Origin of the sequence: Pseudomonas alkylphenolica (assembly GCF_004025535.1) — a bacterium.
Lineage (GTDB): Bacteria > Pseudomonadota > Gammaproteobacteria > Pseudomonadales > Pseudomonadaceae > Aquipseudomonas > Aquipseudomonas alkylphenolica_A.
Genome location: NZ_QJRG01000033.1, coordinates 206,209 through 226,967 on the forward strand (window position 1 = coordinate 206,209; position 20,759 = coordinate 226,967).

15 protein-coding genes are annotated in these 20,759 nt (G+C 62.4%); 9 read left to right on the top strand and 6 right to left on the bottom strand.

Going from position 1 to position 20,759, the window contains the following annotated elements:
* Positions 1-45: 45 nt before the first annotated feature.
* Positions 46-882: a 23S rRNA (adenine(2030)-N(6))-methyltransferase RlmJ gene (locus DM813_RS01050; RefSeq protein ID WP_128321593.1), complete on the bottom strand. Its 837-nt coding sequence runs from the start codon at positions 880-882 to the stop codon at positions 46-48.
* 126 nt (positions 883-1,008) lie between these two features.
* Positions 1,009-2,493: a sodium/proline symporter PutP gene (gene putP, locus DM813_RS01055; RefSeq protein ID WP_128321594.1), complete on the bottom strand. Its 1,485-nt coding sequence runs from the start codon at positions 2,491-2,493 to the stop codon at positions 1,009-1,011.
* A 353-nt stretch (positions 2,494-2,846) separates the two neighbouring features.
* Between putP and putA the strand changes: the two genes are divergently transcribed.
* On the top strand, positions 2,847-6,800 hold the full coding sequence (putA, locus tag DM813_RS01060; protein ID WP_128321595.1) for a trifunctional transcriptional regulator/proline dehydrogenase/L-glutamate gamma-semialdehyde dehydrogenase: 3,954 nt from the start codon (positions 2,847-2,849) through the stop codon (positions 6,798-6,800).
* Positions 6,801-6,868: 68 nt separating this feature from the next.
* Here the strand turns inward: putA and DM813_RS01065 are convergent, their stop codons facing one another.
* Together DM813_RS01065 and DM813_RS01070 are read right to left on the bottom strand one after the other, a co-directional pair.
* On the bottom strand, positions 6,869-7,132 hold the full coding sequence (locus DM813_RS01065) for a DUF3077 domain-containing protein (RefSeq protein WP_128321596.1): 264 nt from the start codon (positions 7,130-7,132) through the stop codon (positions 6,869-6,871).
* 107 nt (positions 7,133-7,239) lie between these two features.
* Positions 7,240-7,482 (bottom strand): hypothetical protein, encoded by a 243-nt coding sequence (locus DM813_RS01070; RefSeq protein ID WP_128321597.1) that lies wholly within the window; start codon positions 7,480-7,482, stop codon positions 7,240-7,242.
* 416 nt (positions 7,483-7,898) lie between these two features.
* Between DM813_RS01070 and DM813_RS01075 the strand changes: the two genes are divergently transcribed.
* From DM813_RS01075 to yccS, 7 genes are all read left to right on the top strand, one after another.
* The gene (locus tag DM813_RS01075; RefSeq protein ID WP_128321598.1) at positions 7,899-9,701 is read left to right on the top strand and encodes an acyl-CoA dehydrogenase; all 1,803 of its coding nucleotides are present in this window, start codon (positions 7,899-7,901) and stop codon (positions 9,699-9,701) included.
* Positions 9,702-9,732: 31 nt separating this feature from the next.
* Positions 9,733-11,175: a TldD/PmbA family protein gene (locus DM813_RS01080; protein WP_128321599.1), complete on the top strand. Its 1,443-nt coding sequence runs from the start codon at positions 9,733-9,735 to the stop codon at positions 11,173-11,175.
* On the top strand, positions 11,175-12,506 hold the full coding sequence (locus tag DM813_RS01085; RefSeq protein ID WP_128321600.1) for a TldD/PmbA family protein: 1,332 nt from the start codon (positions 11,175-11,177) through the stop codon (positions 12,504-12,506). Before DM813_RS01080 ends, DM813_RS01085 begins: the two co-directional genes overlap by 1 nt.
* Positions 12,507-12,563: 57 nt before the next feature.
* Entirely contained in the window at positions 12,564-13,991 is a 1,428-nt protein-coding gene (gene mdtD, locus DM813_RS01090; protein ID WP_128321601.1) for a multidrug transporter subunit MdtD, read from the top strand.
* A 105-nt stretch (positions 13,992-14,096) separates the two neighbouring features.
* The gene (dbpA, locus tag DM813_RS01095; protein WP_232239934.1) at positions 14,097-15,434 is read left to right on the top strand and encodes an ATP-dependent RNA helicase DbpA; all 1,338 of its coding nucleotides are present in this window, start codon (positions 14,097-14,099) and stop codon (positions 15,432-15,434) included.
* Between the two features lie 72 nt (positions 15,435-15,506).
* On the top strand, positions 15,507-16,688 hold the full coding sequence (locus DM813_RS01100) for an NAD(P)/FAD-dependent oxidoreductase (protein WP_128321603.1): 1,182 nt from the start codon (positions 15,507-15,509) through the stop codon (positions 16,686-16,688).
* Between the two features lie 117 nt (positions 16,689-16,805).
* A complete protein-coding gene (gene yccS / locus DM813_RS01105) occupies positions 16,806-18,986 on the top strand; it encodes a YccS family putative transporter (RefSeq protein WP_128321604.1) in 2,181 nt (726 codons plus the stop codon).
* Here the strand turns inward: yccS and DM813_RS01110 are convergent, their stop codons facing one another.
* Positions 18,987-19,724 (bottom strand): substrate-binding periplasmic protein, encoded by a 738-nt coding sequence (locus DM813_RS01110; RefSeq protein ID WP_128321605.1) that lies wholly within the window; start codon positions 19,722-19,724, stop codon positions 18,987-18,989. It lies immediately after the preceding gene.
* A gap of 240 nt (positions 19,725-19,964) precedes the next feature.
* Here DM813_RS01110 and DM813_RS01115 point away from each other — a divergent pair, with 240 nt between their 5' ends.
* Positions 19,965-20,417 carry a GNAT family N-acetyltransferase gene (locus DM813_RS01115; RefSeq protein ID WP_128321606.1) on the top strand — a complete coding sequence of 151 codons (453 nt, stop codon included), beginning with the start codon at positions 19,965-19,967 and terminating at the stop codon, positions 20,415-20,417.
* A 31-nt stretch (positions 20,418-20,448) separates the two neighbouring features.
* Here DM813_RS01115 and DM813_RS01120 read toward each other — a convergent pair whose 3' ends face one another.
* Complete coding sequence (locus DM813_RS01120; RefSeq protein ID WP_128321607.1) at positions 20,449-20,745, bottom strand: winged helix-turn-helix domain-containing protein; 297 nt, start codon at positions 20,743-20,745, stop codon at positions 20,449-20,451.
* Between the last annotated feature and the right edge of the window lie 14 nt (positions 20,746-20,759).

Here is a 20,759-nt window from a genome sequence, read left to right on the forward strand (position 1 = left end):
GCGGGATTATAACGTAAAGCGCGGGCGCTTGTAGGCGCGTCCCACCTACTCGGCGATCAGCCAGTCCATCCGCCAGCTGCCGTGAGTCTGCGCCAGCACCTGGGACAGCCATGGCAGCAGCGCACGCAGCTCTTCCTCCAGCCCCCATGGCGGGTTGGCGATTGCCAGGCCGGAGCCATTGAGACCCTGCGGGCTGTCCTGGGGATGTACGTACAGCTCGACGCGCAGCAACTTTGGCGCACCAGTGCTGGTCAGGTCCTGGTAGAAGCGCACCAGCTGGCGCTGGTCTTTGATCGGGTACCAGATCGCTACGACCGTCTGGCGCATGCGACTGATTGCCTCTTTCAGGGCCACCGTGCAGCGCTTGAGCTCGTCAGCCTGCTCGAAAGGCGGGTCGATCAGCATCACCGCGCGCTTTTCCTGTACCGGCAGCAGCGCGCGTGGCACATGCCAGCCTTCACCCAGGTGCACGGCGACGCGCGGGTCCTTTTTCATGTTGTCCTTGAGCATGCGTCCGTCCTCAGGATGCTTCTCGTTGAGCAACACGCGGTCTTGCTGGCGCGCCAGGCGCCGGGCCAGCTCAGGCGAGCCCGGGTAGTAGCGCAGCTCGCCGTCGGGATTCATCTTGCGCAGGATGCGCAGGTAGTCGGCGGTAATTTCCGGCAGATCGTCACGCCCCCACAGGCGGGCAATGCCTTCCAGGTACTCACCGGTCCGCGTCGCCTGATCACCCTGCAAGTCATAGAGACCGAGGCCCGCATGGGTATCGAGATAGGCGAACGGTTGCTCCTTGCGCGACATCAGCGCAATAAGACGAGTCAACACAAGGTGTTTGAAGACGTCGGCGTGGTTGCCGGCGTGAAAGGCGTGACGATAGTTCATGGCAACTCCTGCAAGACCCGGCAGTTTACCTTGTCACGGGGGCGGCGTCAGGCGCAGCCGCTGAAAACGACAACGGCCCGGACTCTTGCGAGGCCGGGCCGTTGTCAGGCAGCAATCTGACCGCGATTACTTGCCGGCGTGGTACGCCGCATCTGCAGTTTCGAAACGCGCAACCATTGCCTTGCTCGGGCTGCCGAGCTTGCTGAAGACGAAAATTGCCAGGCTGGCCAGAATGAAGCCCGGAATGATTTCGTACAGGCCCATGGTGTCGAATTTCTTCCACAGGATCACGGTGACGGCACCGACGATGATGCCGGCCAGCGCGCCATTGCGGGTCATGCCTTTCCACAGTACCGAAATCAGTACCACAGGGCCGAACGCAGCACCGAAGCCTGCCCAGGCGTAAGCCACCAGGCCCAGCACGCGGTTTTCAGGATTGGCAGCCAGGGCGATGGCGATCAGCGCAACAGCCAGCACCATCAGACGACCGACCCAGACCAGCTCGACCTGGGAAGCGTTTTTGCGCAGGAAGGTCTTATAGAAGTCTTCAGTCAGGGCGCTCGAGCACACCAGCAGCTGGCAGCTCAGGGTGCTCATGACCGCCGCCAGAATGGCCGACAGCAACACACCGGCGATCCATGGGTTGAACAGAATCTTGGCCAGCTCGATGAACACACGTTCGTGGTTCTCGGTTACCGGACCGGCAACATCCGGATGCGCCGAGAAGTAGGCGATGCCGAAGAAGCCGACAGCACAGGTACCAGCCAGACACAGAATCATCCAGGTCATGGAGATGCGACGGGCATTGGCAATGGATTTAACCGAATCGGCTGCCATGAAACGCGCCAGGATGTGCGGTTGGCCAAAGTAGCCCAAGCCCCAGCCCATCAGCGAGATGATGCCGATGAAGGTTGCACCCTTAAACATGTCAAAGTTGCCAGCGCCCTGGGCTTCGATGGCCAGGAAAGTGGTATCGACGCCGCCAGTGGCGATCAGCACGATCACCGGAGTAAGGATCAGAGCGAAAATCATCAGCGTCGCCTGGACGGTATCGGTCCAGCTTACCGCCAGGAAGCCACCAACGAAGGTGTAGGCGATAGTAGCGGCAGCACCGGCCCACAGCGCGGTCTCATAGGACATGCCGAAGGTGCTCTCGAACAGGCGAGCGCCAGCAACGATGCCGGAAGCGCAGTAGATGGTGAAGAACACCAGGATCACAATGGCAGAGATGATCCGCAGCAGGCCGCTGTTGTCTTCGAAGCGACTGGCGAAGTAATCCGGCAGGGTTAGCGCATCGCCGTTGTGCTCGGTCTGCACACGCAGACGGCCGGCAACGAACAACCAGTTCAGGTAGGCACCGACCGTCAGGCCGATGGCAATCCAGGCTTCCGACAGGCCCGACATGTAGATGGCACCCGGCAGGCCCATCAGCAACCAGCCGCTCATGTCCGAGGCGCCAGCTGAAAGCGCGGTCACCACGCTGCCGAGGCTGCGACCACCGAGAATGTAGTCGGAGAGGTTATTGGTGGAGCGATAGGCCATAAAGCCGATCATCACCATTGCTGCGATGTAGATCACAAAAGTGATCGTGATTGGGTTGCTAAAACTCATTGTTGCGCCCTGGCGTTTGTTTTTATGTAGTGACAGCCTCGAAGAGGTTGCACCCAGGCAGCGAATGCTATGCAACAACGCAAAGTGGGTGCAACCTGTTTTTGCAATACAGTTGCACCTCGTCGGAAATCCATCCGTTTTGGCCGCTTTTGCGCTCCTTCAGCGCAATATCCTTCAATGAATAAGGTAAATCGCACCAGAATCATGCATTTTTAATGTGGGAATTTTCTTACCGGACGAACTGCGCATTATTCCTACAGAAATTGGGTTGCACTAGGTTGCACCCGAATTCGCGCGCAGCTAATCTTGGCGCCAGCTTAAGCCACAGCCTGTGGCAATAATGAGGATAAAAAATGGCGACGACCACCCTTGGGGTCAAACTTGACGACCCGACCCGTGAGCGACTCAAAGCAGCTGCGCAGTCCATTGACCGCACGCCGCACTGGTTGATCAAACAGGCAATCTTCAATTACCTGGAAAAGCTCGAGGGTGGCGCCACGCTGACCGAACTCAATGGTCACGCCAGCATTAACGGAGACGAAGCCGGTGAGGTCGCGCATGACCACGCCCACCAGTGCTTCCTTGAGTTTGCCGAAAGCATCCTGCCGCAATCGGTGCTGCGCTCGGCAATCACTGCCGCCTACCGCCGCCCTGAGCCGGAAGTGGTACCGATGCTGCTGGAACAGGCACGCCTGCCTGCCGCCATGGCCGAGGCCACCAACAAACTGGCCGCCGGCATCGCCGAAAAACTGCGTAACCAGAAGAGCGCCGGTGGCCGTGCCGGCATCGTTCAGGGCCTGCTGCAGGAATTTTCCCTGTCGTCGCAGGAAGGCGTGGCACTTATGTGCCTGGCCGAAGCCCTGCTGCGCATTCCTGACAAAGGCACCCGCGACGCCCTGATCCGCGACAAGATCAGCACCGGCAACTGGCAACCGCACCTGGGCAACAGCCCGTCGCTGTTCGTCAACGCCGCGACCTGGGGCCTGTTGCTGACCGGCAAACTGGTCTCGACCCACAACGAGTCCGGCCTGACCTCTTCGCTGAGCCGCATCATCGGCAAGAGCGGCGAGCCGATGATCCGCAAGGGCGTCGACATGGCCATGCGCCTGATGGGCGAGCAGTTCGTGACCGGCGAAACCATCGCCGAGGCCCTCGCCAACGCCAGCAAGTTCGAAGCCAAGGGCTTCCGCTATTCCTACGACATGCTCGGTGAAGCCGCACTGACCGAGCACGACGCGCAGAAGTACCTGGCGTCCTACGAGCAGGCGATCCACTCGATCGGCAAAGCCTCCCACGGCCGCGGCATCTATGAAGGCCCGGGCATCTCGATCAAGCTCTCGGCCCTGCACCCGCGCTACAGCCGCGCCCAGTACGAGCGCGTGATGGACGAGTTGTACCCGCGCCTGCTGTCGCTGACCCTGCTGGCCAAGCAATACGATATCGGCCTGAACATCGACGCCGAAGAAGCTGACCGCCTGGAGCTGTCGCTGGACCTGCTCGAGCGCCTGTGCTTCGAGCCGCAGCTGACCGGCTGGAACGGTATCGGCTTCGTGATCCAGGCCTACCAGAAGCGCTGCCCGTACGTGATCGACTACGTCATTGACCTGGCACGCCGCAGCCGCCATCGCCTGATGATTCGCCTGGTGAAGGGCGCCTACTGGGACAGCGAGATCAAGCGCGCCCAGGTCGACGGCCTGGAAGGCTACCCGGTCTACACCCGCAAGGTGTACACCGACGTCTCCTACATCGCCTGCGCCCGCAAGCTGCTGTCGGTTCCGGAAGTCATCTACCCGCAGTTCGCCACCCACAACGCCCACACCCTGTCGGCCATCTACCATATCGCCGGCCAGAACTATTACCCGGGTCAGTACGAGTTCCAGTGCCTGCACGGCATGGGCGAACCTCTGTACGAACAGGTTGTAGGTAAAGTGGCTGATGGCAAACTGAACCGCCCGTGCCGTGTGTACGCGCCGGTTGGCACCCACGAAACCCTGCTGGCCTACCTGGTGCGTCGCCTGCTGGAAAACGGTGCGAACACCTCGTTCGTCAACCGTATTGCCGATCAGTCGATCTCGATCCAGGAACTGGTCGCCGACCCGGTCGCCACCATCGAGCAGATGGCTACCCAGGAAGGCAGTGCTGGCCTGCCGCACCCACGCATCCCGCTGCCACGCGACCTGTACGGTACCGAACGCGCCAACTCTGCGGGCATCGACATGGCCAACGAACATCGCCTGGCGTCGCTGTCCTGCGCCTTGCTGGCCACTGCACACAACGACTGGAAAGCCGCACCGATGCTGGGCTGCGCCGCCAGCAATGAAGCCGCGGTTGCAGTCTTGAACCCTGCTGATCACCGCGACGTGGTCGGTCATGTACAGGAAGCTACCGTTACCGACGTCGACAACGCCATTCAGTGTGCGCTTAACGCCGCACCGATCTGGCAGGCCACGCCGCCCGCCGAACGTGCTGCGATCCTGGAGCGCGCCGCCGACCTGATGGAAGCCGAGATCCAGCCGCTGATGGGCCTGCTGGCCCGCGAAGCCGGCAAGACCTTTGCCAACGCCATCGCCGAAGTGCGCGAAGCCGTCGACTTCCTGCGTTACTACGCGGTACAGGCACGCAACGACTTCAGCAACGATGCCCACCGCCCGCTGGGCCCTGTGGTGTGCATCAGCCCGTGGAACTTCCCGCTGGCAATCTTCAGCGGCCAGGTTGCCGCCGCGCTTGCCGCCGGTAACCCGGTGCTGGCCAAGCCGGCTGAACAAACCCCGCTGGTCGCCGCCCAAGCCGTGCGCCTGCTGCTCGAAGCCGGCATCCCTGCCGGTGTAGTGCAACTGCTGCCTGGCCGCGGCGAAACCGTCGGCGCCCGCCTGGTCGGCGACGATCGGGTCAAAGGCGTGATGTTCACCGGCTCCACCGAAGTCGCCCGCCTGCTGCAACGCAACATCGCCGGTCGCCTGGATGCCCAGGGTCGCCCGATCCCGTTGATCGCCGAAACCGGCGGCCAGAACGCGATGATCGTCGACTCCTCGGCACTCACCGAACAGGTCGTCATTGACGTGGTGTCCTCGGCCTTTGACAGCGCCGGTCAGCGTTGCTCGGCACTGCGCGTGCTGTGCCTGCAGGAAGACTCGGCTGACCGCGTTATCGAAATGCTCAAGGGCGCCATGGCCGAAAGCCGTCTGGGCAACCCTGAGCGCCTGTCCGTGGACATCGGTCCGGTGATCGACGCCGAAGCCAAAGCCGGTATCGACAAGCACATCCAGGGCATGCGCGACAAAGGTCGCAGCGTGTACCAGGTGGCTATCGCCGACGGTGAGGAGATCAAGCGCGGCACCTTCGTGATGCCGACCCTGATCGAACTGGAAAGCTTCGACGAACTGCAGCGCGAGATCTTCGGCCCGGTACTGCACGTGGTGCGCTACAACCGCAAGAACCTCGACCAGCTGATCGAGCAGATCAACGCCTCCGGTTACGGCCTGACCCTGGGTGTACACACCCGGATCGACGAAACCATCGCCAAGGTCATCGACAACGTCAACGCCGGTAACGTCTACGTCAACCGCAACATCGTCGGCGCCGTGGTCGGCGTCCAGCCGTTCGGCGGGGAAGGCCTGTCCGGTACCGGCCCGAAAGCCGGTGGCCCGCTGTACCTGTACCGCCTGCTGTCGACCCGTCCGGCCGACGCCATCGAGCAATCGTTCCAGCGTACCGACGGCGCCACGACCCCGGACACCCGTCTGCGCGACGAGCTGACCAAGCCGCTGCAAGCGTTCAAAGCCTGGGCTGCAAGCAACAAGCTGAACGACCTGGACAGCCTGTGCGAGCAATTCGCCAAGCAGTCGCAAAGCGGTATCAGCCGCCTGCTGGCTGGCCCGACCGGCGAGCGTAACAGCTACACCATCCTGCCTCGCGAGCACGTGCTGTGCCTGGCTGAGGTCGAAGCCGACCTGTTGACCCAACTGGCCGCGGTGCTGGCTGTGGGTAGCTCGGCAGTGTGGCCGGAAGGCGAACTGACCAAGACCCTGCGTAGCCGCCTGCCGAAAGACGTACAGACACGCATCAAGCTGGTCGGCGACTGGACCAAGGACGACGTGGTGTTTGACGCCGTCCTGCACCACGGTCATTCCGATCAGCTACGTGCAGTGTGCGAGCAGGTTGCCAAGCGTGCCGGTGCGATTGTCGGCGTACACGGCCTGTCTTCGGGCGACACCTCGATTGCCCTGGAGCGTCTGGTGATCGAACGTGCGTTGAGCGTCAACACCGCTGCGGCGGGGGGTAACGCGAGCTTGATGACTATCGGCTGATAGCTGACGGTTGTTGAAGAAGAAGGAGAGCTCAGGCTCTCCTTTTTCTTTTCAGCCCCAACGTAACGTCAGTGTTTCATCGCCAGCTCGACATCATCGAGCAATGCTTTGGCCAGTGCGCTCAAGTAGTGAGAGGCCCAGATCAGTTGCGGGTCACCGTCTATCGCGCCGGCCAGGGTCATGTCTCGCACGCAGCCCATCAGTTCCGCGGCGCGCTCCCGGGCGTAGTGGCAAGGAATGCCGGGGGCGATGCAGAACAGCGGCTGGCCTTGCCCCTGAACAAACAGGGTCTTGCCCACGGTGGTGCAGGTTTTGGCGTCGTCTGTGCTCATTGTTCAACCTCCCTGAATCTTCGGTGCCTGGTCTGGCCTCTTCGCGGGTAAACCCGCTCCCACACGCCCTGTGAATGGCCTGACCAGACAACACACATCTACCAGCCTTAATGCCGCGCCTGCGGCTCCGCTGACATTTGCACCTGAATCAGCGCCGATTCGAGCAGCACACGAAGCGATTCGATCTCATGCATCGATGCCGTCATCAGGATCGCAGCCGGCGACCTGGGCTGCAGCAACATCGCCTGATGAACCACGGTTTGTGCGCACAGGGCGTACTCAGTGGCCTGGATGATGGTGTCTTCAAGGGAGTGGTGATTGTGGGGTGGATCTGGAACGATCTTCAGCATCGGTATTTTTCTCGAGAAGGGCCACCACCATCTGCTGTCAAACAAAGGGTGGCAGCTGTGCATGGGTTGACAGACCGGTAGAAAAATCCAAAAAACCCGGCGCACGCGAAGTGCCCCATACACAACCGCCATATAGGCAGAGCCATGAGAATTTTCTGGACGGCCTGTCAAAGCCGGTCGTTGAAAGTGCAACGACCGCCCGAGACTAGGACGCAGCCCAGATCAGCGCAATGGCTTGGAGAGGCTGGGAGTATGTTTGGGAAATGAACTACAAGGAATAGGCAAAATCTTCATTTTTTTGTAGGAAATCATTTGGGGTGGCGAACGCTGTCACGCGCTATCACCTCAATCAATCATGGTGGCCTCCTCCATCACTCGCCCCTAGACTCGCCGCATCCCGTTCAAGGAATGCCGTCATGTCCGAGACCCTGCTCAGCGCCCGCAACCTGGCCTTCGAACTCTACGAAGTACTCGATGCCGAGGCCCTTACTCAGCGCCCACGCTTTGCCGACCACACGCGTGAAACCTTCGATGCCGCGCTGACCACAGCCCGGACCATCGCCGAGAAATACTTCGCCCCGCACAACCGCAAGGGCGATGAGCAAGAGCCGCGTTTTGAGAACGGTGAAGCGGTGCTGATCCCCGAAGTGAAGCCGGCAGTTGATGCCTTTCTGGAGGCGGGCTTTCTCAATGCCGCCCGCGACTTCGAAGCCGGTGGCATGCAGTTGCCAACGCTGCTCTCACAAGCCTGCTTCGCGCACTTCCAGGCGGCCAACGCCGGCACCACTGCCTACCCGTTTCTGACCATGGGCGCCGCCAACCTGATCGAGAGCTTCGGCAGCGACGAGCAGAAACGCCTGTTCCTGCAGCCAATGATCGATGGGCGCTTTTTCGGCACCATGGCCCTGACCGAGCCGCATGCCGGCTCGTCGCTGGCAGACATCCGCACCCGCGCCGAACCCGCAGACGACGGCAGTTACCGGCTGCGCGGCAACAAGATCTTCATCTCCGGCGGCGACCACCCGCTGTCGGAAAACATCGTGCACATGGTGCTGGCCAAGCTGCCGGATGCGCCCCCGGGCGTGAAGGGAATTTCGCTGTTTATCGTTCCCAAGTTCCTGGTCAATGCCGATGGCAGCCTGGGCCCGCGCAACGATGTGCTGTTGGCCGGGTTGTTCCACAAGATGGGCTGGCGTGGCACCACCTCCACAGCGCTGAACTTTGGCGACAACGACGCCTGCGTCGGCTATCTGGTGGGCAAGCCGCACCAGGGCCTGGCCTGTATGTTCCAGATGATGAACGAGGCGCGGATCGGCGTTGGCATGGGCGCGGTGATGCTCGGCTATTCCGGTTACCTGTACTCGCTGGAGTACGCCCGCCAGCGACCGCAAGGCCGCCTGGCGGACAACAAAGACCCGGCCACCGCCGCCGTGCCGATCATCAGCCACACCGATGTGAAGCGCATGCTGCTGACCCAGAAAGCCTATGTCGAAGGAGCCTTCGACCTGGGCCTGTATGCGGCGCGGCTGTTCGATGACACCCAGACCGGCGAAACCGACACCCAACGCCAACAGGCCCATGAACTGCTCGATCTGCTGACGCCGATCGTCAAATCCTGGCCGTCTGAGTTCTGCCTCAAGGCCAACGAGCTGGCTATCCAGATTCTCGGCGGTCACGGCTACACCCGCGAGTACCCGGTCGAGCAGTACTATCGCGACAATCGCCTGAACCCGATCCACGAAGGCACCCATGGTATCCAGTCACTGGACCTGCTCGGGCGCAAACTGGCGCAGAACAACGGTGCCGGGCTCAAGCAACTGGTGCGTTTGATCGCCGGTACCTGCGAACAAGCGCGCCCGTACGCCGGCCTCGATGCCCTGCGCGCCCCGCTGGAGCAGCTGCTGGTTCGTTTGCAGAACGTGACCCTGGGCCTGCTCGGCGACCTGGCCCAGGGCAAGGTCAACCTCGCTCTGGCCAACTCGGCACTGTACCTCAAGGCCTTTGGGCATTGCGTGATTGGCTGGCGCTGGCTGGAACAGGCGATCCGTGCCGAACAGGGTTTGGCCCGGGGCAATTCGGCAGACCAGGCGTTCTACCAGGGCAAGCTACAGGCCGCGCGTTATTTCCTGACCTGGGAAGTGCCGGGCTGCCATAATGAGCTGGCATTGCTTGAGGCCCGCGACGACACCTGCCTGAGCATGCGCGACGAGTGGTTCTGAGGGGGAACCGCCGTATCACGGAGGTTCCTGCATGTTCGAGATCACCGCATTGCTGCGCCAGCGCTTTGCCGCCTTGCGCAGCGATGCCGAATTTTTTTCCCTGCGCTATGTGCAGCAGTCCCAGCAGTACCTGTCGGTGCGCAAGAACATCGCCGAGCCACCGTTTTTCAGCCGCGACGAAGGGGCAATGCTGACGGTCCGGGTCAAGGGCGTGGAAGCCTATGCAGCCACCGCCGATCTGTCCCAGGCCGGCTTGCAGCAGGCCTTGGCGCACGCCGAAGCGCTCGCCCGGCAGATTGGCGCACTGGCCTTGCTCAACCTCAGCGATCAAGCGGTGGCCAGCGAGCGCCGGGACTACTGCTCACCCAACCTTGAACAGCCCTTCCCGTCCCTGGCCGACTGCTTTGACCTGCTCGCCCGCGAGTCCGCCAGCGTGCCTGACGACAGCCGCCTGGTGAACTGGCAGGCAAGCCTTGGCGTCAGCAACCTCGAGCAGATCTACCTGAACAGCGCTGGCGCCGAACTCCGTCAGGCGCAACGTTTCGTCTACCCGGGTTTCAGCGTCACCGCCTTCGACGGCCAGGACAGCCAGACCCGCAGCCTGGGGCGCGACAACTTCGGCCAGCAGGGCGGTGAGGACGTGATCGTACGCTGCGGCCTGGTGAATGCCGGCGCCAAGGTGGCCGACCAGGCGTTGCAATTGCTATTGGCACCCAATACGCCGAGTGGTGTGCGCGACCTGCTGCTGATGCCTGACCAGATGATGCTGCAGATTCATGAATCCATCGGTCACCCGCTGGAAATGGACCGCATCCTCGGCGATGAACGCAATTACGCCGGCACCAGCTTCGTCAACGCCAGTGACTTCGGCACCCTGCAATACGGCTCGAAGCTGCTTAACGTGACCTTCGACCCGACCCTGGGCGAAGAGCTGGCCAGTTACAGCCATGACGACGACGGCACCCCGGCCAGTAAACAGTTCCTGATCCGTGACGGCGTACTGCTGCGCCCGCTGGGTGGTGCGCTGTCGCAGTTCCGCTCAGGGCTCGACGGCGTTGCCAACAGCCGCGCCTGTGGCTGGAACCGCGCCCCGATCGACCGCATGGCCAACCTCAACATCGAGCCTGGCGAACAGCGCCTCGACCAACTGATTGGCGGCATCGAGCACGGCATCCTGATGAGCACCAACCGTTCCTGGTCCATTGACGATGCGCGCAATAAATTCCAGTTCGGCTGTGAATGGGGGCAACTGATCGAAAACGGCGAACTCAAGGGCGTGGTCAAGAACCCCAACTACCGCGGTATCTCCGCGCAGTTCTGGGGCAACCTCAGTGCCGTTGGCGACGCCAGTACCTTCGAAGTCCTCGGCACACCGAACTGCGGCAAGGGCGAACCCAATCAAGTGGTGCGGGTCGGTCACGCTTCGCCCGCCTGTGTCTTCAGCCAGATCGACGTATTCGGAGGAGACGCCTGATGACCGCCACCCCACTGCACAGTTTCCAGCGCCTGGCGGCCTACCTGCAGGATCAGGTGCGCGCCCCGGAACACTACACCCTCGGCTACAGCGCCGAGCATTCGCAGTTCATTCGTTTCAATCACGCCAAGGTGCGCCAGGCCGGCGAGGTGCAGCAGGCCAGCTGCACCCTCAAGCTGGTCAACGACGGCCGCCAGGCCGAGCTGCAGTTCACCCTCTGCCACGACCCCGAGGTTGACCAGCAGCGCCTGGTCCAGGCCATCGAACAACTGCGCCAGACCTTGCCGTTGCTGGCCGCCGACCCGTACCTGCAACTCAACGACGAGGCCTGGCACAGCCACAGCGTGCAGGAGCAGGCGCTGCCGGAAACCGACCAGGTACTGGCGCAAATCAAGCAGGGCGCCGCCGAACTGGACCTGGTCGGCATCTATGCCGCCGGCCCCATCTACCGTGGCTTTGCCAACTCGCTCGGCGCCTTCGGCTGGCACCAGGCCAACAGCTTCAACTTTGACTGGAGCCTGTTTCACCGCAATGGCCAGGCGGTCAAAGCCAACTATGCCGGCCAGGCCTGGGACAGCGATGCCTTCGCCCTGCGCCTGCGCCAGGCCCGTGAGCAACTGGAATACCTCGGCCGCCCGCTCAAAACCCTCTTTCCCGGCGAATACCGCGCCTACCTGGCACCTGCGGCCATGGATGAGATCATGGGGATGCTCTGCTGGGGCGGGTTTTCGGCTCAGGCCCTGGCGACCAAAAGCAGCCCCTTGCAGCGTTTGTTTGCCGATGATGCCCGGCTGAGCTCCATGGTCAGCATCGGCGAGCAGATCAGCGGCTCGCTCAGCCCGGCGTTTTCCGATGAAGGCACGGTGCGCCACGACCTGCGCCTGATCGAACAAGGGCGCGGGCTGGATCGCCTGGTCTGCGCCCGCAGCGCGGCAGAGTTTGCCTTGGCCGCCAACGGCGCCGACGGTCACGAGTCGCCGTGCGCATTGAGCATGGCCGCTGGCGAGCTCGCTCAGCAAAGCATCCTCGAGCGGCTGGGCACCGGCCTGTATATCAGCAACCTCTGGTACCTGAACTTTTCCGACCTGCCCGCAGCGCGCATGACCGGCCTGACCCGCTTCGCCACGTTCTGGGTAGAAGGCGGTCAGATTCAGGCGCCCGTCAGCACCATGCGTTTCGATGACAGCGTCTACAGTTTGTTGGGTTCCCAGCTGGAGGCATTGACCGCAGAGCGCGAGCTGATCCTGTCGACCAGCACCTACGGCCAGCGACAGACCAGTTCAAGCCATTTGCCTGGAGCACTGGTCAAGCGCCTGACTTTGACATTGTGATGTCCCCCATTGCCGGCATGGCCGGCAATGGGGCCCAAAAGGACTTTCGAATACACCATGCCCACCCACGCCCCGCTGGACCCTGTCACCGCCCGCTGGATCCCATGGGTGGTGGCCATCGCTTTTTTCATGCAGTCACTCGACGGCACGATTCTCAACACTGCCCTGCCGGCTATGGCCAAGGACCTGGCCGAAGACCCGTTGCGCATGCAGTCGGTGATCATTGCCTACATGCTCACCGTGGCGCTGTTGATCCCGGCCTCGGGCTGGATTGCCGACCGCTTCGGCACCAAGCGGATCTTCTTCGGCGCCATCTTGCTGTTCAGCCTCGGCTCGCTGCTCTGCGCCCTGGCCAACAGCCTCGGCATGCTGGTCGGCGCGCGGATCATCCAGGGCCTGGGCGGCGCACTGATGCTGCCAGTCGGTCGCCTGGTGGTGCTGCGCGCCTACCCGCGCTCGGAGCTGGTGCGGATCATGAGCTTCATCACCATCCCCGGCCTGCTTGGCCCACTGCTGGGCCCGACGATGGGCGGCTGGCTGGTGGAAATCTTCAGCTGGCACTGGATTTTCCTGCTCAACCTGCCGGTCGGCGTGCTCGGCTGCTACGCGGTGTGGCGCTTTATCCCCGACCTTCGCGGCAGCGAGCGCACGCGTTTCGACGGCATTGGCTTCGTGCTGTTCGGCGCGGCGATGGTGCTGATCACCATCGCCATGGAGGGATTGGGCGAGCTGCACCTGCCGCACCTGCGGGTCATGTTGCTGCTATTCGCCGGTATGGCGTGCCTGGCCGCCTACTGGGTGCGCGCCGGTAGCGTCGACAACCCGCTGTTCTCGCCCAAGCTGTTTCGCACCCGGACATTCTCGGTCGGCATCCTCGGCAACCTGTTTGCGCGCCTGGGCAGCGGCGCGTTACCGTTTCTGGTGCCGCTGTTGCTTCAGGTAGCCTTGGGCTACTCGCCCGCCCAGGCAGGCATGAGCATGATTCCCCTGGCAGCTGCAGCCATGGTGGCTAAATCCATCGCCCGGCCGCTGATCGAGCGCTTCGGCTACCGGACGATCCTCACTGGCAACACCCTGTTGCTCGGTGCACTGCTGGCCAGCCTGGGGCTGGTTGATGAACACACGCCCTACGCCTTGCTGCTGTTCCAGCTGGGCCTGCTCGGCGCGGTCAACTCCATGCAGTTCACAGCGATGAACACCGTCACCCTGATCGACCTCGACGATGCCAGCGCCAGCAGCGGCAACAGCCTGCTGTCGGTGGTGGCGCAGCTGTCGCTGAGCCTCGGAGTTGCCTGCGCGGGCGCCCTGCTCGGCGGTTTCAGCGCCGCCGGCAGTGCCGAAGGCGTCGAGAGCACCCTGGGCGCCTTCCAGCTGACCTTCCTGACCATCGGCCTGATGGCCATGCTGGCGGCGGCGATCTTCGTCCAGCTGTCCAAGACGGACGGAAGGCGCGCCCCTCGTCTGGAACCGGAGATCGAGCCTTAGGGCTAAAGGCCACGAGGCTGGTACACTGCGCGACATTTTGTTTTGCAGGCCAGTCTCGTGACCACCATTGCCACCGCCTTTGCCACCTTGCCGCTGTCCGCCGCCATGCTGGCCAACCTGGACGCCCTCGGCTACGCCCAGATGACCCCGATCCAGGCCCAGAGCCTGCCGGTAATCCTCAAGGGCATGGACCTGATCGCCCAGGCCAAGACCGGTAGCGGCAAGACCGCCGCCTTTGGTATCGGCCTGCTCAACCCGATCAACCCGCGTTACTTCGGCTGCCAGGCCCTGGTGCTGTGCCCGACGCGCGAACTGGCTGACCAGGTGGCCAAAGAACTCCGCCGCCTGGCCCGCGCCGAAGACAACATCAAGATCCTGACCCTGTGTGGCGGCGTTTCCCTCGGCCCGCAGATCGCCTCGCTGGAGCACGGTGCGCACATCATCGTCGGCACCCCTGGCCGCGTGCAGCAGCACCTGAGCAAGGGCACGCTGGTGCTCGACGGGCTGAACACCCTGATCCTCGATGAAGCCGACCGCATGCTCGACATGGGTTTCTACGACGCCATCGCCGACATCATCGGGCAGACCCCGAAACGCCGTCAGACCCTGCTGTTTTCGGCCACCTACCCCGCCGGTATCAAGCAGCTGGCCGCCGCGTTCATGCGCGACCCGCAAACCGTGAAGGTCGAAGCGCTGCACGCCGACAGCCAGATCGAACAGCGCTTTTATGAAATCTCGCCAGATCAGCGCATGGATGCCGTGAGCAAACTGCTCGGGCACTTCCGTCCGCAATCCTGCGTAGCCTTCTGCTTCACCAAGCAGCAATGCCAGGAACTGGTCGAGCACCTGCAGGCCAAAGGCATTTCCGCCCAGGCCCTGCATGGCGACCTGGAACAGCGCGACCGCGATCAGGTCCTGACCCTGTTCGCCAACCGCAGCCTCTCGGTGCTGGTGGCCACTGACGTCGCCGCACGCGGCCTGGACATCGATGCCCTGGACATGGTCATCAACGTCGAGCTTGCCCGTGATGCCGAGATTCACGTGCACCGCGTCGGCCGTACTGGCCGCGCCGGCGAGAAAGGCCTGGCGGTCAGCCTGGTCGCACCGGCCGAAGGCCATCGCGCCAAGGCCATCGAAGAGATGCAAAAGGCCGACCTGCGCTGGGAACAGCTGGACAGCCTCAAGGCCCAGAATGGCGCGCCGCTGCTGCCGACCATGAGTACCCTGTGCATCGCCGCAGGCCGCAAGGACAAGCTGCGCCCTGGCGATATCCTCGGTGCCCTGACCGGTGATGCCGGGTTGCCGGGCACCCAGGTCGGCAAGATCGCCATTTTCGACTTCCAGGCGTTCGTCGCCGTGGAGCGCGCAGTTGCCAAGCAGGCGTTGCAGCGCCTCAACAGTGGCAAGATCAAGGGCCGATCGTTGCGGGTACGCATCGTCTGAGTGCGTTGTTGATCGTGCGGGGGCTCATCGCCGGCAAGCCGGCGCTTACCATTGTTGTTTGAGGATTTTGCAGTGCGTTCCACCGAAGTGATCATCATTGGCGCAGGCGCCGCCGGCCTGATGTGTGCCCTGACTGCCGCCGGCCGTGGCCGCCAGGTGCTGCTGCTTGACCATGCCAACAAGCCGGGCAAGAAAATCCTGATGTCGGGCGGTGGCCGCTGCAACTTCACCAACATGTACACCGAGCCTGCCAACTTCCTCTCGCAGAACCCGCACTTCTGCAAATCAGCCCTGGCCCGCTACACCCAATGGGACTTCATCGAGATGGTCGGCAAGCACGCCGTGCCCTATCACGAGAAGAAACTGGGCCAGCTGTTCTGCGATAACAAGTCCAGCGACATCCTCGACATGCTCCTCAGCGAGTGCGCCAACGCCAGCGTCGAGCTGCGCATGGACACCCGTATCGAGCAAATCGAAAAAGTCGAAGGCGGTTACCTTCTGGAAACCAGTGCCGGCCAGTTCCAGTGCCAGTCGCTGGTGATTGCCACCGGCGGCCTGTCGATTCCGACCCTGGGTGCCACAGGCTTCGGTTATCAGGTTGCCCGCCAGTTTGGCCACAACCTGCTGCCCACCCGCGCCGCCCTGGTACCGTTCACGATCACCGAACCGGTGCTCAAAGGTATCTGCACCGAGCTTTCCGGCAGCTCCGTGGATTGCATCGCCAGCTGCAACGGCACCAGTTTTCGCGAGAATTTGCTGTTTACCCATCGCGGCCTGAGCGGGCCGGCGATCCTGCAGATTTCATCGTTCTGGGAGCCGGGCGACACCGTCGAAATCAACCTGCTGCCCGACCACGACGCCCTGGGCTGGTTGCAACAGCAGCAGGCCGAGCGCCCCAACAGCGAGCTGAAAACCCTCCTGGCCGAGGTCTTCACCAAGAAAATGGCCAACCTGCTGGCCGAACACTGGTTCGTCTCCAAGCCGATGAAGCAGTACACCCCGGCGGAGCTGGCCCAGGTCAGCGACAAGCTGGCGGCCTGGCAGGTGGTGCCTGCGGGCACCGAGGGCTACCGCACGGCCGAGGTGACCCTGGGCGGGGTCGACACCCGTGAAGTGTCGTCCAAGACCATGGAGTCGCTGAAAAGCCCGGGCCTGTACTTTATCGGCGAAGTGCTCGACGTCAGCGGCCACCTCGGTGGCTTCAACTTCCAGTGGGCCTGGGCTTCGGCGTACGCGGCCGCGCAGTTCGTCTAACCTTCGCGGTAGAATCAGCGTATCAAGGAACAAATTTTGCTGGTCAGAGGCGGCATTAACACTGCTGTCACCTGACTGGCTCAATTTCGATCATCGCCCAAGGTCTGCCGAACCCTCATGTCTTCCTCCTCGTTCAGCCAATCGCTACGCCGTCTCTGGGCCCTGGACAAATTCAGCTATGCCATCCGCGTACTCATCGCACTGACCGGCAGCATGCTGCTGTGCTGGTACAAGGACGAGATGAGTCTGCTGATTCCCTTGTTCCTCGGCATTATCGCCAGCGCCCTGGCAGAAACCGATGACAGCTGGCAAGGCCGCCTGAACGCCCTGGCGGTGACGCTGGTGTGCTTTACCGTTGCGGCGCTGTCGGTGGAACTGCTGTTCCCCTATCCGATCATTTTTGCCGTCGCACTGGCCCTGGCCAGTTTCGCCCTGACCATGCTCGGCGCCCTGGGTGAGCGCTACGGCGCTATTGCTTCGGCCACCCTGATTCTCTCGGTCTACACCATGATCGGCGTGGACCAGCGCGGTGGCGAGGTCACTGACTTCTGGCACGAACCCTTGCTGCTGGTGGCAGGTGCCGCCTGGTACGGGCTGCTTTCGGTGCTGTGGCAGGTGCTGTTCTCCAACCAGCCGGTGCAGCAAAGCCTGGCGCGGCTGTTTCGCGAACTGGGGCGCTACCTGAAGCTCAAGGCGACCTTGTTCGAACCCATCCGTCAGCTGGATGTGGAAGCCCGGCGGCTGGAGCTCGCCCAGCAAAACGGGCGCGTGGTGGCAGCGCTCAATGCGGCAAAGGAAATCATCCTGCACCGGGTCGGCAACGGCCGGCCGGGCTCGAAGGTCAGCCGTTACCTGAAGCTGTACTTCCTCGCCCAGGACATCCACGAACGCGCCAGCTCTTCGCACTACCCGTACAACGCCCTGACCGAAGCCTTCTTCCACAGCGACGTACTGTTTCGCTGCCAGCGTCTGCTACGCCAACAGGGCGTGGCCTGCCAACAGCTGTCCGAGTCGATCCAGCTGCGCCAGCCGTTCATCTACGACACCGGTTTCGCCCAGGCCCTGGAAGACCTCAACGCCTCGCTGGAGCACCTGCGCATCCAGAGCAATCCGGCCTGGCGCGGGTTGCTACGTTCGCTACGCGCGCTGGCGGCGAACCTGGCCACCCTCGACCACCTGCTCAGCGATGCCAGTAACCCCGACAACCTGGCCGACGCCAGCGACAGCAGCCTGCTCGACCGTTCACCGCGCAACCTGGCGGATGTCTGGAGCCGCTTGCGCCAGCAATTGACGCCAACCTCGCTGCTGTTCCGCCACGCCTTGCGCCTGCCGCTGGCGCTGTCCATTGGCTATGGCATGGTGCACCTGATCCACCCGACCCAGGGCTACTGGATCATCCTCACCACCCTGTTCGTGTGCCAGCCCAACTACGGTGCAACCCGACGCAAGCTGGTGCAGCGGATCATCGGCACCGGCATCGGCCTCACCGTTGGCTGGGCGCTGTTCGACCTGTTTCCAAGCCCGATCATCCAGTCGCTGTTCGCGGTGGCGGCCGGGGTGGTGTTCTTCGTCAACCGAACCACCCGCTATACCCTGGCCACTGCCGCAATCACCCTGATGGTGCTGTTTTGCTTCAATCAGGTCGGCGATGGTTACGGGCTGTTCCTGCCACGCCTGTTCGATACCCTGGTCGGCAGCCTGATCGCCATTCTGGCAGTATTCCTGTTCCTGCCCGACTGGCAGGGGCGGCGCCTGAACAAGGTGCTGGCCAACACCCTGACCTGCAACAGCAATTACCTGCGCCAGATCATGCAGCAGTACGCCCAGGGCAAACAGGATGACCTGGCCTATCGCCTGGCCCGGCGCAACGCCCACAACGCCGATGCAGCGCTGTCGACGACGCTGGCAAACATGCTTATGGAGCCCGGCCATTTTCGAAAGGAGGCGGATGTCGGCTTTCGCTTCCTGGTGCTCTCGCACACCTTGCTCAGTTACCTGTCAGGCCTGGGCGCACACCGGGAAACAACCCTGCCTGCCGATGTTCACGAACAACTGATCGATGGCGCCGGGGCCAGCCTGGCCAACAGCCTGGATGAGATCGCCGAAGGGCTGGCCAGCAAGGCACCGGTGGCTATCCACAGCGATGCCGAGGAGGCCCTGGCCAACACGCTTGAACAGATGCCGGAAGAACTTGAAGAGAACCAGCGCCTGGTGCAGACCCAATTGGCACTGATTTGCCGTCAACTGGGGCCGTTGCGCACCCTGGCTGCGCACCTGATCAAGGAAGAGCCGGCCTGATCAAAGGCCATGGTGCTTGAGCAAACGCTCATAGGTGCCGTCGGCTTTCATCTCGAGGATGGCCTGGTTGAAGGCAGTGACGATCTGCTGATGCTGCGGGCTCTTGAGACTGACCAGGATATGCAAGGTGTTTTCACCCAGGGGCTTGTCGACGAACTCGACTGCCTCGCGCACTGAACGCGATTCGCGCTGCATGAAGTAACGCGCGACATACTCGTCTTCCAGCGTCAGGCCGACCCTGCCGGCAGCCAGCATACGCACCGCTACCGAAAAGTTGCGTACCGGGATTTTCTGCAAGCGCTCATCGGCATCAAACGCCGGCGAGTAGGCGTAGTCCCTGACCACTGCAACCGGATAGGGATACAGGTCACTCAGCGACTTGAACCGCAGTGGGTCGCCCTTGCGCTTGAGCAGGCGGATGCGGTTGCTCAGATAGCCCGCCGAGAACTGCCCGATATGGGTTCGACTCTCATTGCGCCAGGCGTTGATCAGGACGTCATAGCGCCCTTCCTCTATGCCCAGCAGTGCCCGCGCCCAGGGCACCTGCTCGAACTCGCTGTCGAAACCGGCGCGGTGCAAGGCAGTGGCGACAATCATCGTCGCCAGCCCGCCGCCGGGCATGCTCGCGTCGGTAAAGGGTGGCCAGCTGTCAGCCACCAGGCGCAGTTTTTGCGCTTGCGCGGTACCGAGCACCAACATCAATCCAAACAGAGCCAAGACTCGAAGCAGTGCCAGCATGCTCAAATCCTTCAGTAGGCGTGTCGTTTGCACGCCGTTGATATCAACTGCTTGAGAGTTTCCGCTATCCGCGCCTTTGCGAAGGTTACACAAAGATGAAGGCTCAAGGCAGCTTCAATGATATCAATTTGCCTTTATTTTGCGCGATGTCACACCTGGTGTTACTTGTGACCGATACGCCCTCGTCCTGAAGCCTGGCATCTGCCATGATCAGACGGGTCAACTGCTTGAGAGCCCACTATGTCCATCGACTGGATCTGCAAACATCACAGCGACCTTGGCAAAGAACAACTCTATGCCATTCTGCAACTGCGCACCGAAGTCTTCGTCGTCGAGCAAAAATGCGCCTATCAGGAAGTTGATGGCCAGGACCTGGCCGGCGATACCTGCCACCTGATGGCATGGCAGGATGACCAGCTACAGGCCTATTTACGCTTGCTTGATCCGGAGTCTCAGGGTGGCGATGTCGTGATAGGGCGCGTGGTCACCGCGCCGTCGGCCCGGGGGCAGGGCCTGGGTCACGCATTGATCGAAAAGGCCCTCGAAGTGGCCGAAAAAAACTGGCCCGGCGTGCCGGTTTATCTGTCTGCACAGGCGCACCTGCAGGGCTACTACGGGCGCTACGGCTTTGTCGTGGTGGGCGAGGAATACCTCGAGGATGATATCCCGCACATTGGCATGCGCCGCGGCTAACGGCGGCGAGTCCATTGCAGGCGTCAGGCCCTCAGGGATAACCCAGCACCTCACGAATACGGCGCAAATGCTGGATGATCCACTCCTTGTCGATCGCCCCCCAGTCGCGAATTCGATAGTGCCCGGCATGGTTGCGCGCCCCCGCCTGCTGCTCGAACTCACAGACGATGTCTAGGTCGGCCAAGGCGGCAATGGTGTCCTGGGCCGTGCGCCGCGGCATGCCGGTGGCCTCCATCAGGGCCGGTACACTGGCGGCGGTCTGGCTGTCGATCAGCCAGGCAACATAGAGGCGACGGTAAAAGCTGGTCTTGGTCTTGCTCACATCCATTGGCAGGTCCTTAT

What these genes read in the sequence shown, in the direction of transcription:
- DM813_RS01050 (WP_128321593.1), bottom strand. Translation starts at nt 882, where the DNA reads ATGAACTATCGTCACGCCTTTCACGCCGGCAACCACGCCGACGTCTTC.
- putP (WP_128321594.1), bottom strand. Translation starts at nt 2,493, where the DNA reads ATGAGTTTTAGCAACCCAATCACGATCACTTTTGTGATCTACATCGCA.
- putA (WP_128321595.1), top strand. Translation starts at nt 2,847, where the DNA reads ATGGCGACGACCACCCTTGGGGTCAAACTTGACGACCCGACCCGTGAG.
- DM813_RS01065 (WP_128321596.1), bottom strand. Translation starts at nt 7,132, where the DNA reads ATGAGCACAGACGACGCCAAAACCTGCACCACCGTGGGCAAGACCCTG.
- DM813_RS01070 (WP_128321597.1), bottom strand. Translation starts at nt 7,482, where the DNA reads ATGCTGAAGATCGTTCCAGATCCACCCCACAATCACCACTCCCTTGAA.
- DM813_RS01075 (WP_128321598.1), top strand. Translation starts at nt 7,899, where the DNA reads ATGTCCGAGACCCTGCTCAGCGCCCGCAACCTGGCCTTCGAACTCTAC.
- DM813_RS01080 (WP_128321599.1), top strand. Translation starts at nt 9,733, where the DNA reads ATGTTCGAGATCACCGCATTGCTGCGCCAGCGCTTTGCCGCCTTGCGC.
- DM813_RS01085 (WP_128321600.1), top strand. Translation starts at nt 11,175, where the DNA reads ATGACCGCCACCCCACTGCACAGTTTCCAGCGCCTGGCGGCCTACCTG.
- mdtD (WP_128321601.1), top strand. Translation starts at nt 12,564, where the DNA reads ATGCCCACCCACGCCCCGCTGGACCCTGTCACCGCCCGCTGGATCCCA.
- dbpA (WP_232239934.1), top strand. Translation starts at nt 14,097, where the DNA reads ATGCTGGCCAACCTGGACGCCCTCGGCTACGCCCAGATGACCCCGATC.
- yccS (WP_128321604.1), top strand. Translation starts at nt 16,806, where the DNA reads ATGTCTTCCTCCTCGTTCAGCCAATCGCTACGCCGTCTCTGGGCCCTG.
- DM813_RS01110 (WP_128321605.1), bottom strand. Translation starts at nt 19,724, where the DNA reads ATGCTGGCACTGCTTCGAGTCTTGGCTCTGTTTGGATTGATGTTGGTG.
- DM813_RS01115 (WP_128321606.1), top strand. Translation starts at nt 19,965, where the DNA reads ATGTCCATCGACTGGATCTGCAAACATCACAGCGACCTTGGCAAAGAA.
- DM813_RS01120 (WP_128321607.1), bottom strand. Translation starts at nt 20,745, where the DNA reads ATGGATGTGAGCAAGACCAAGACCAGCTTTTACCGTCGCCTCTATGTT.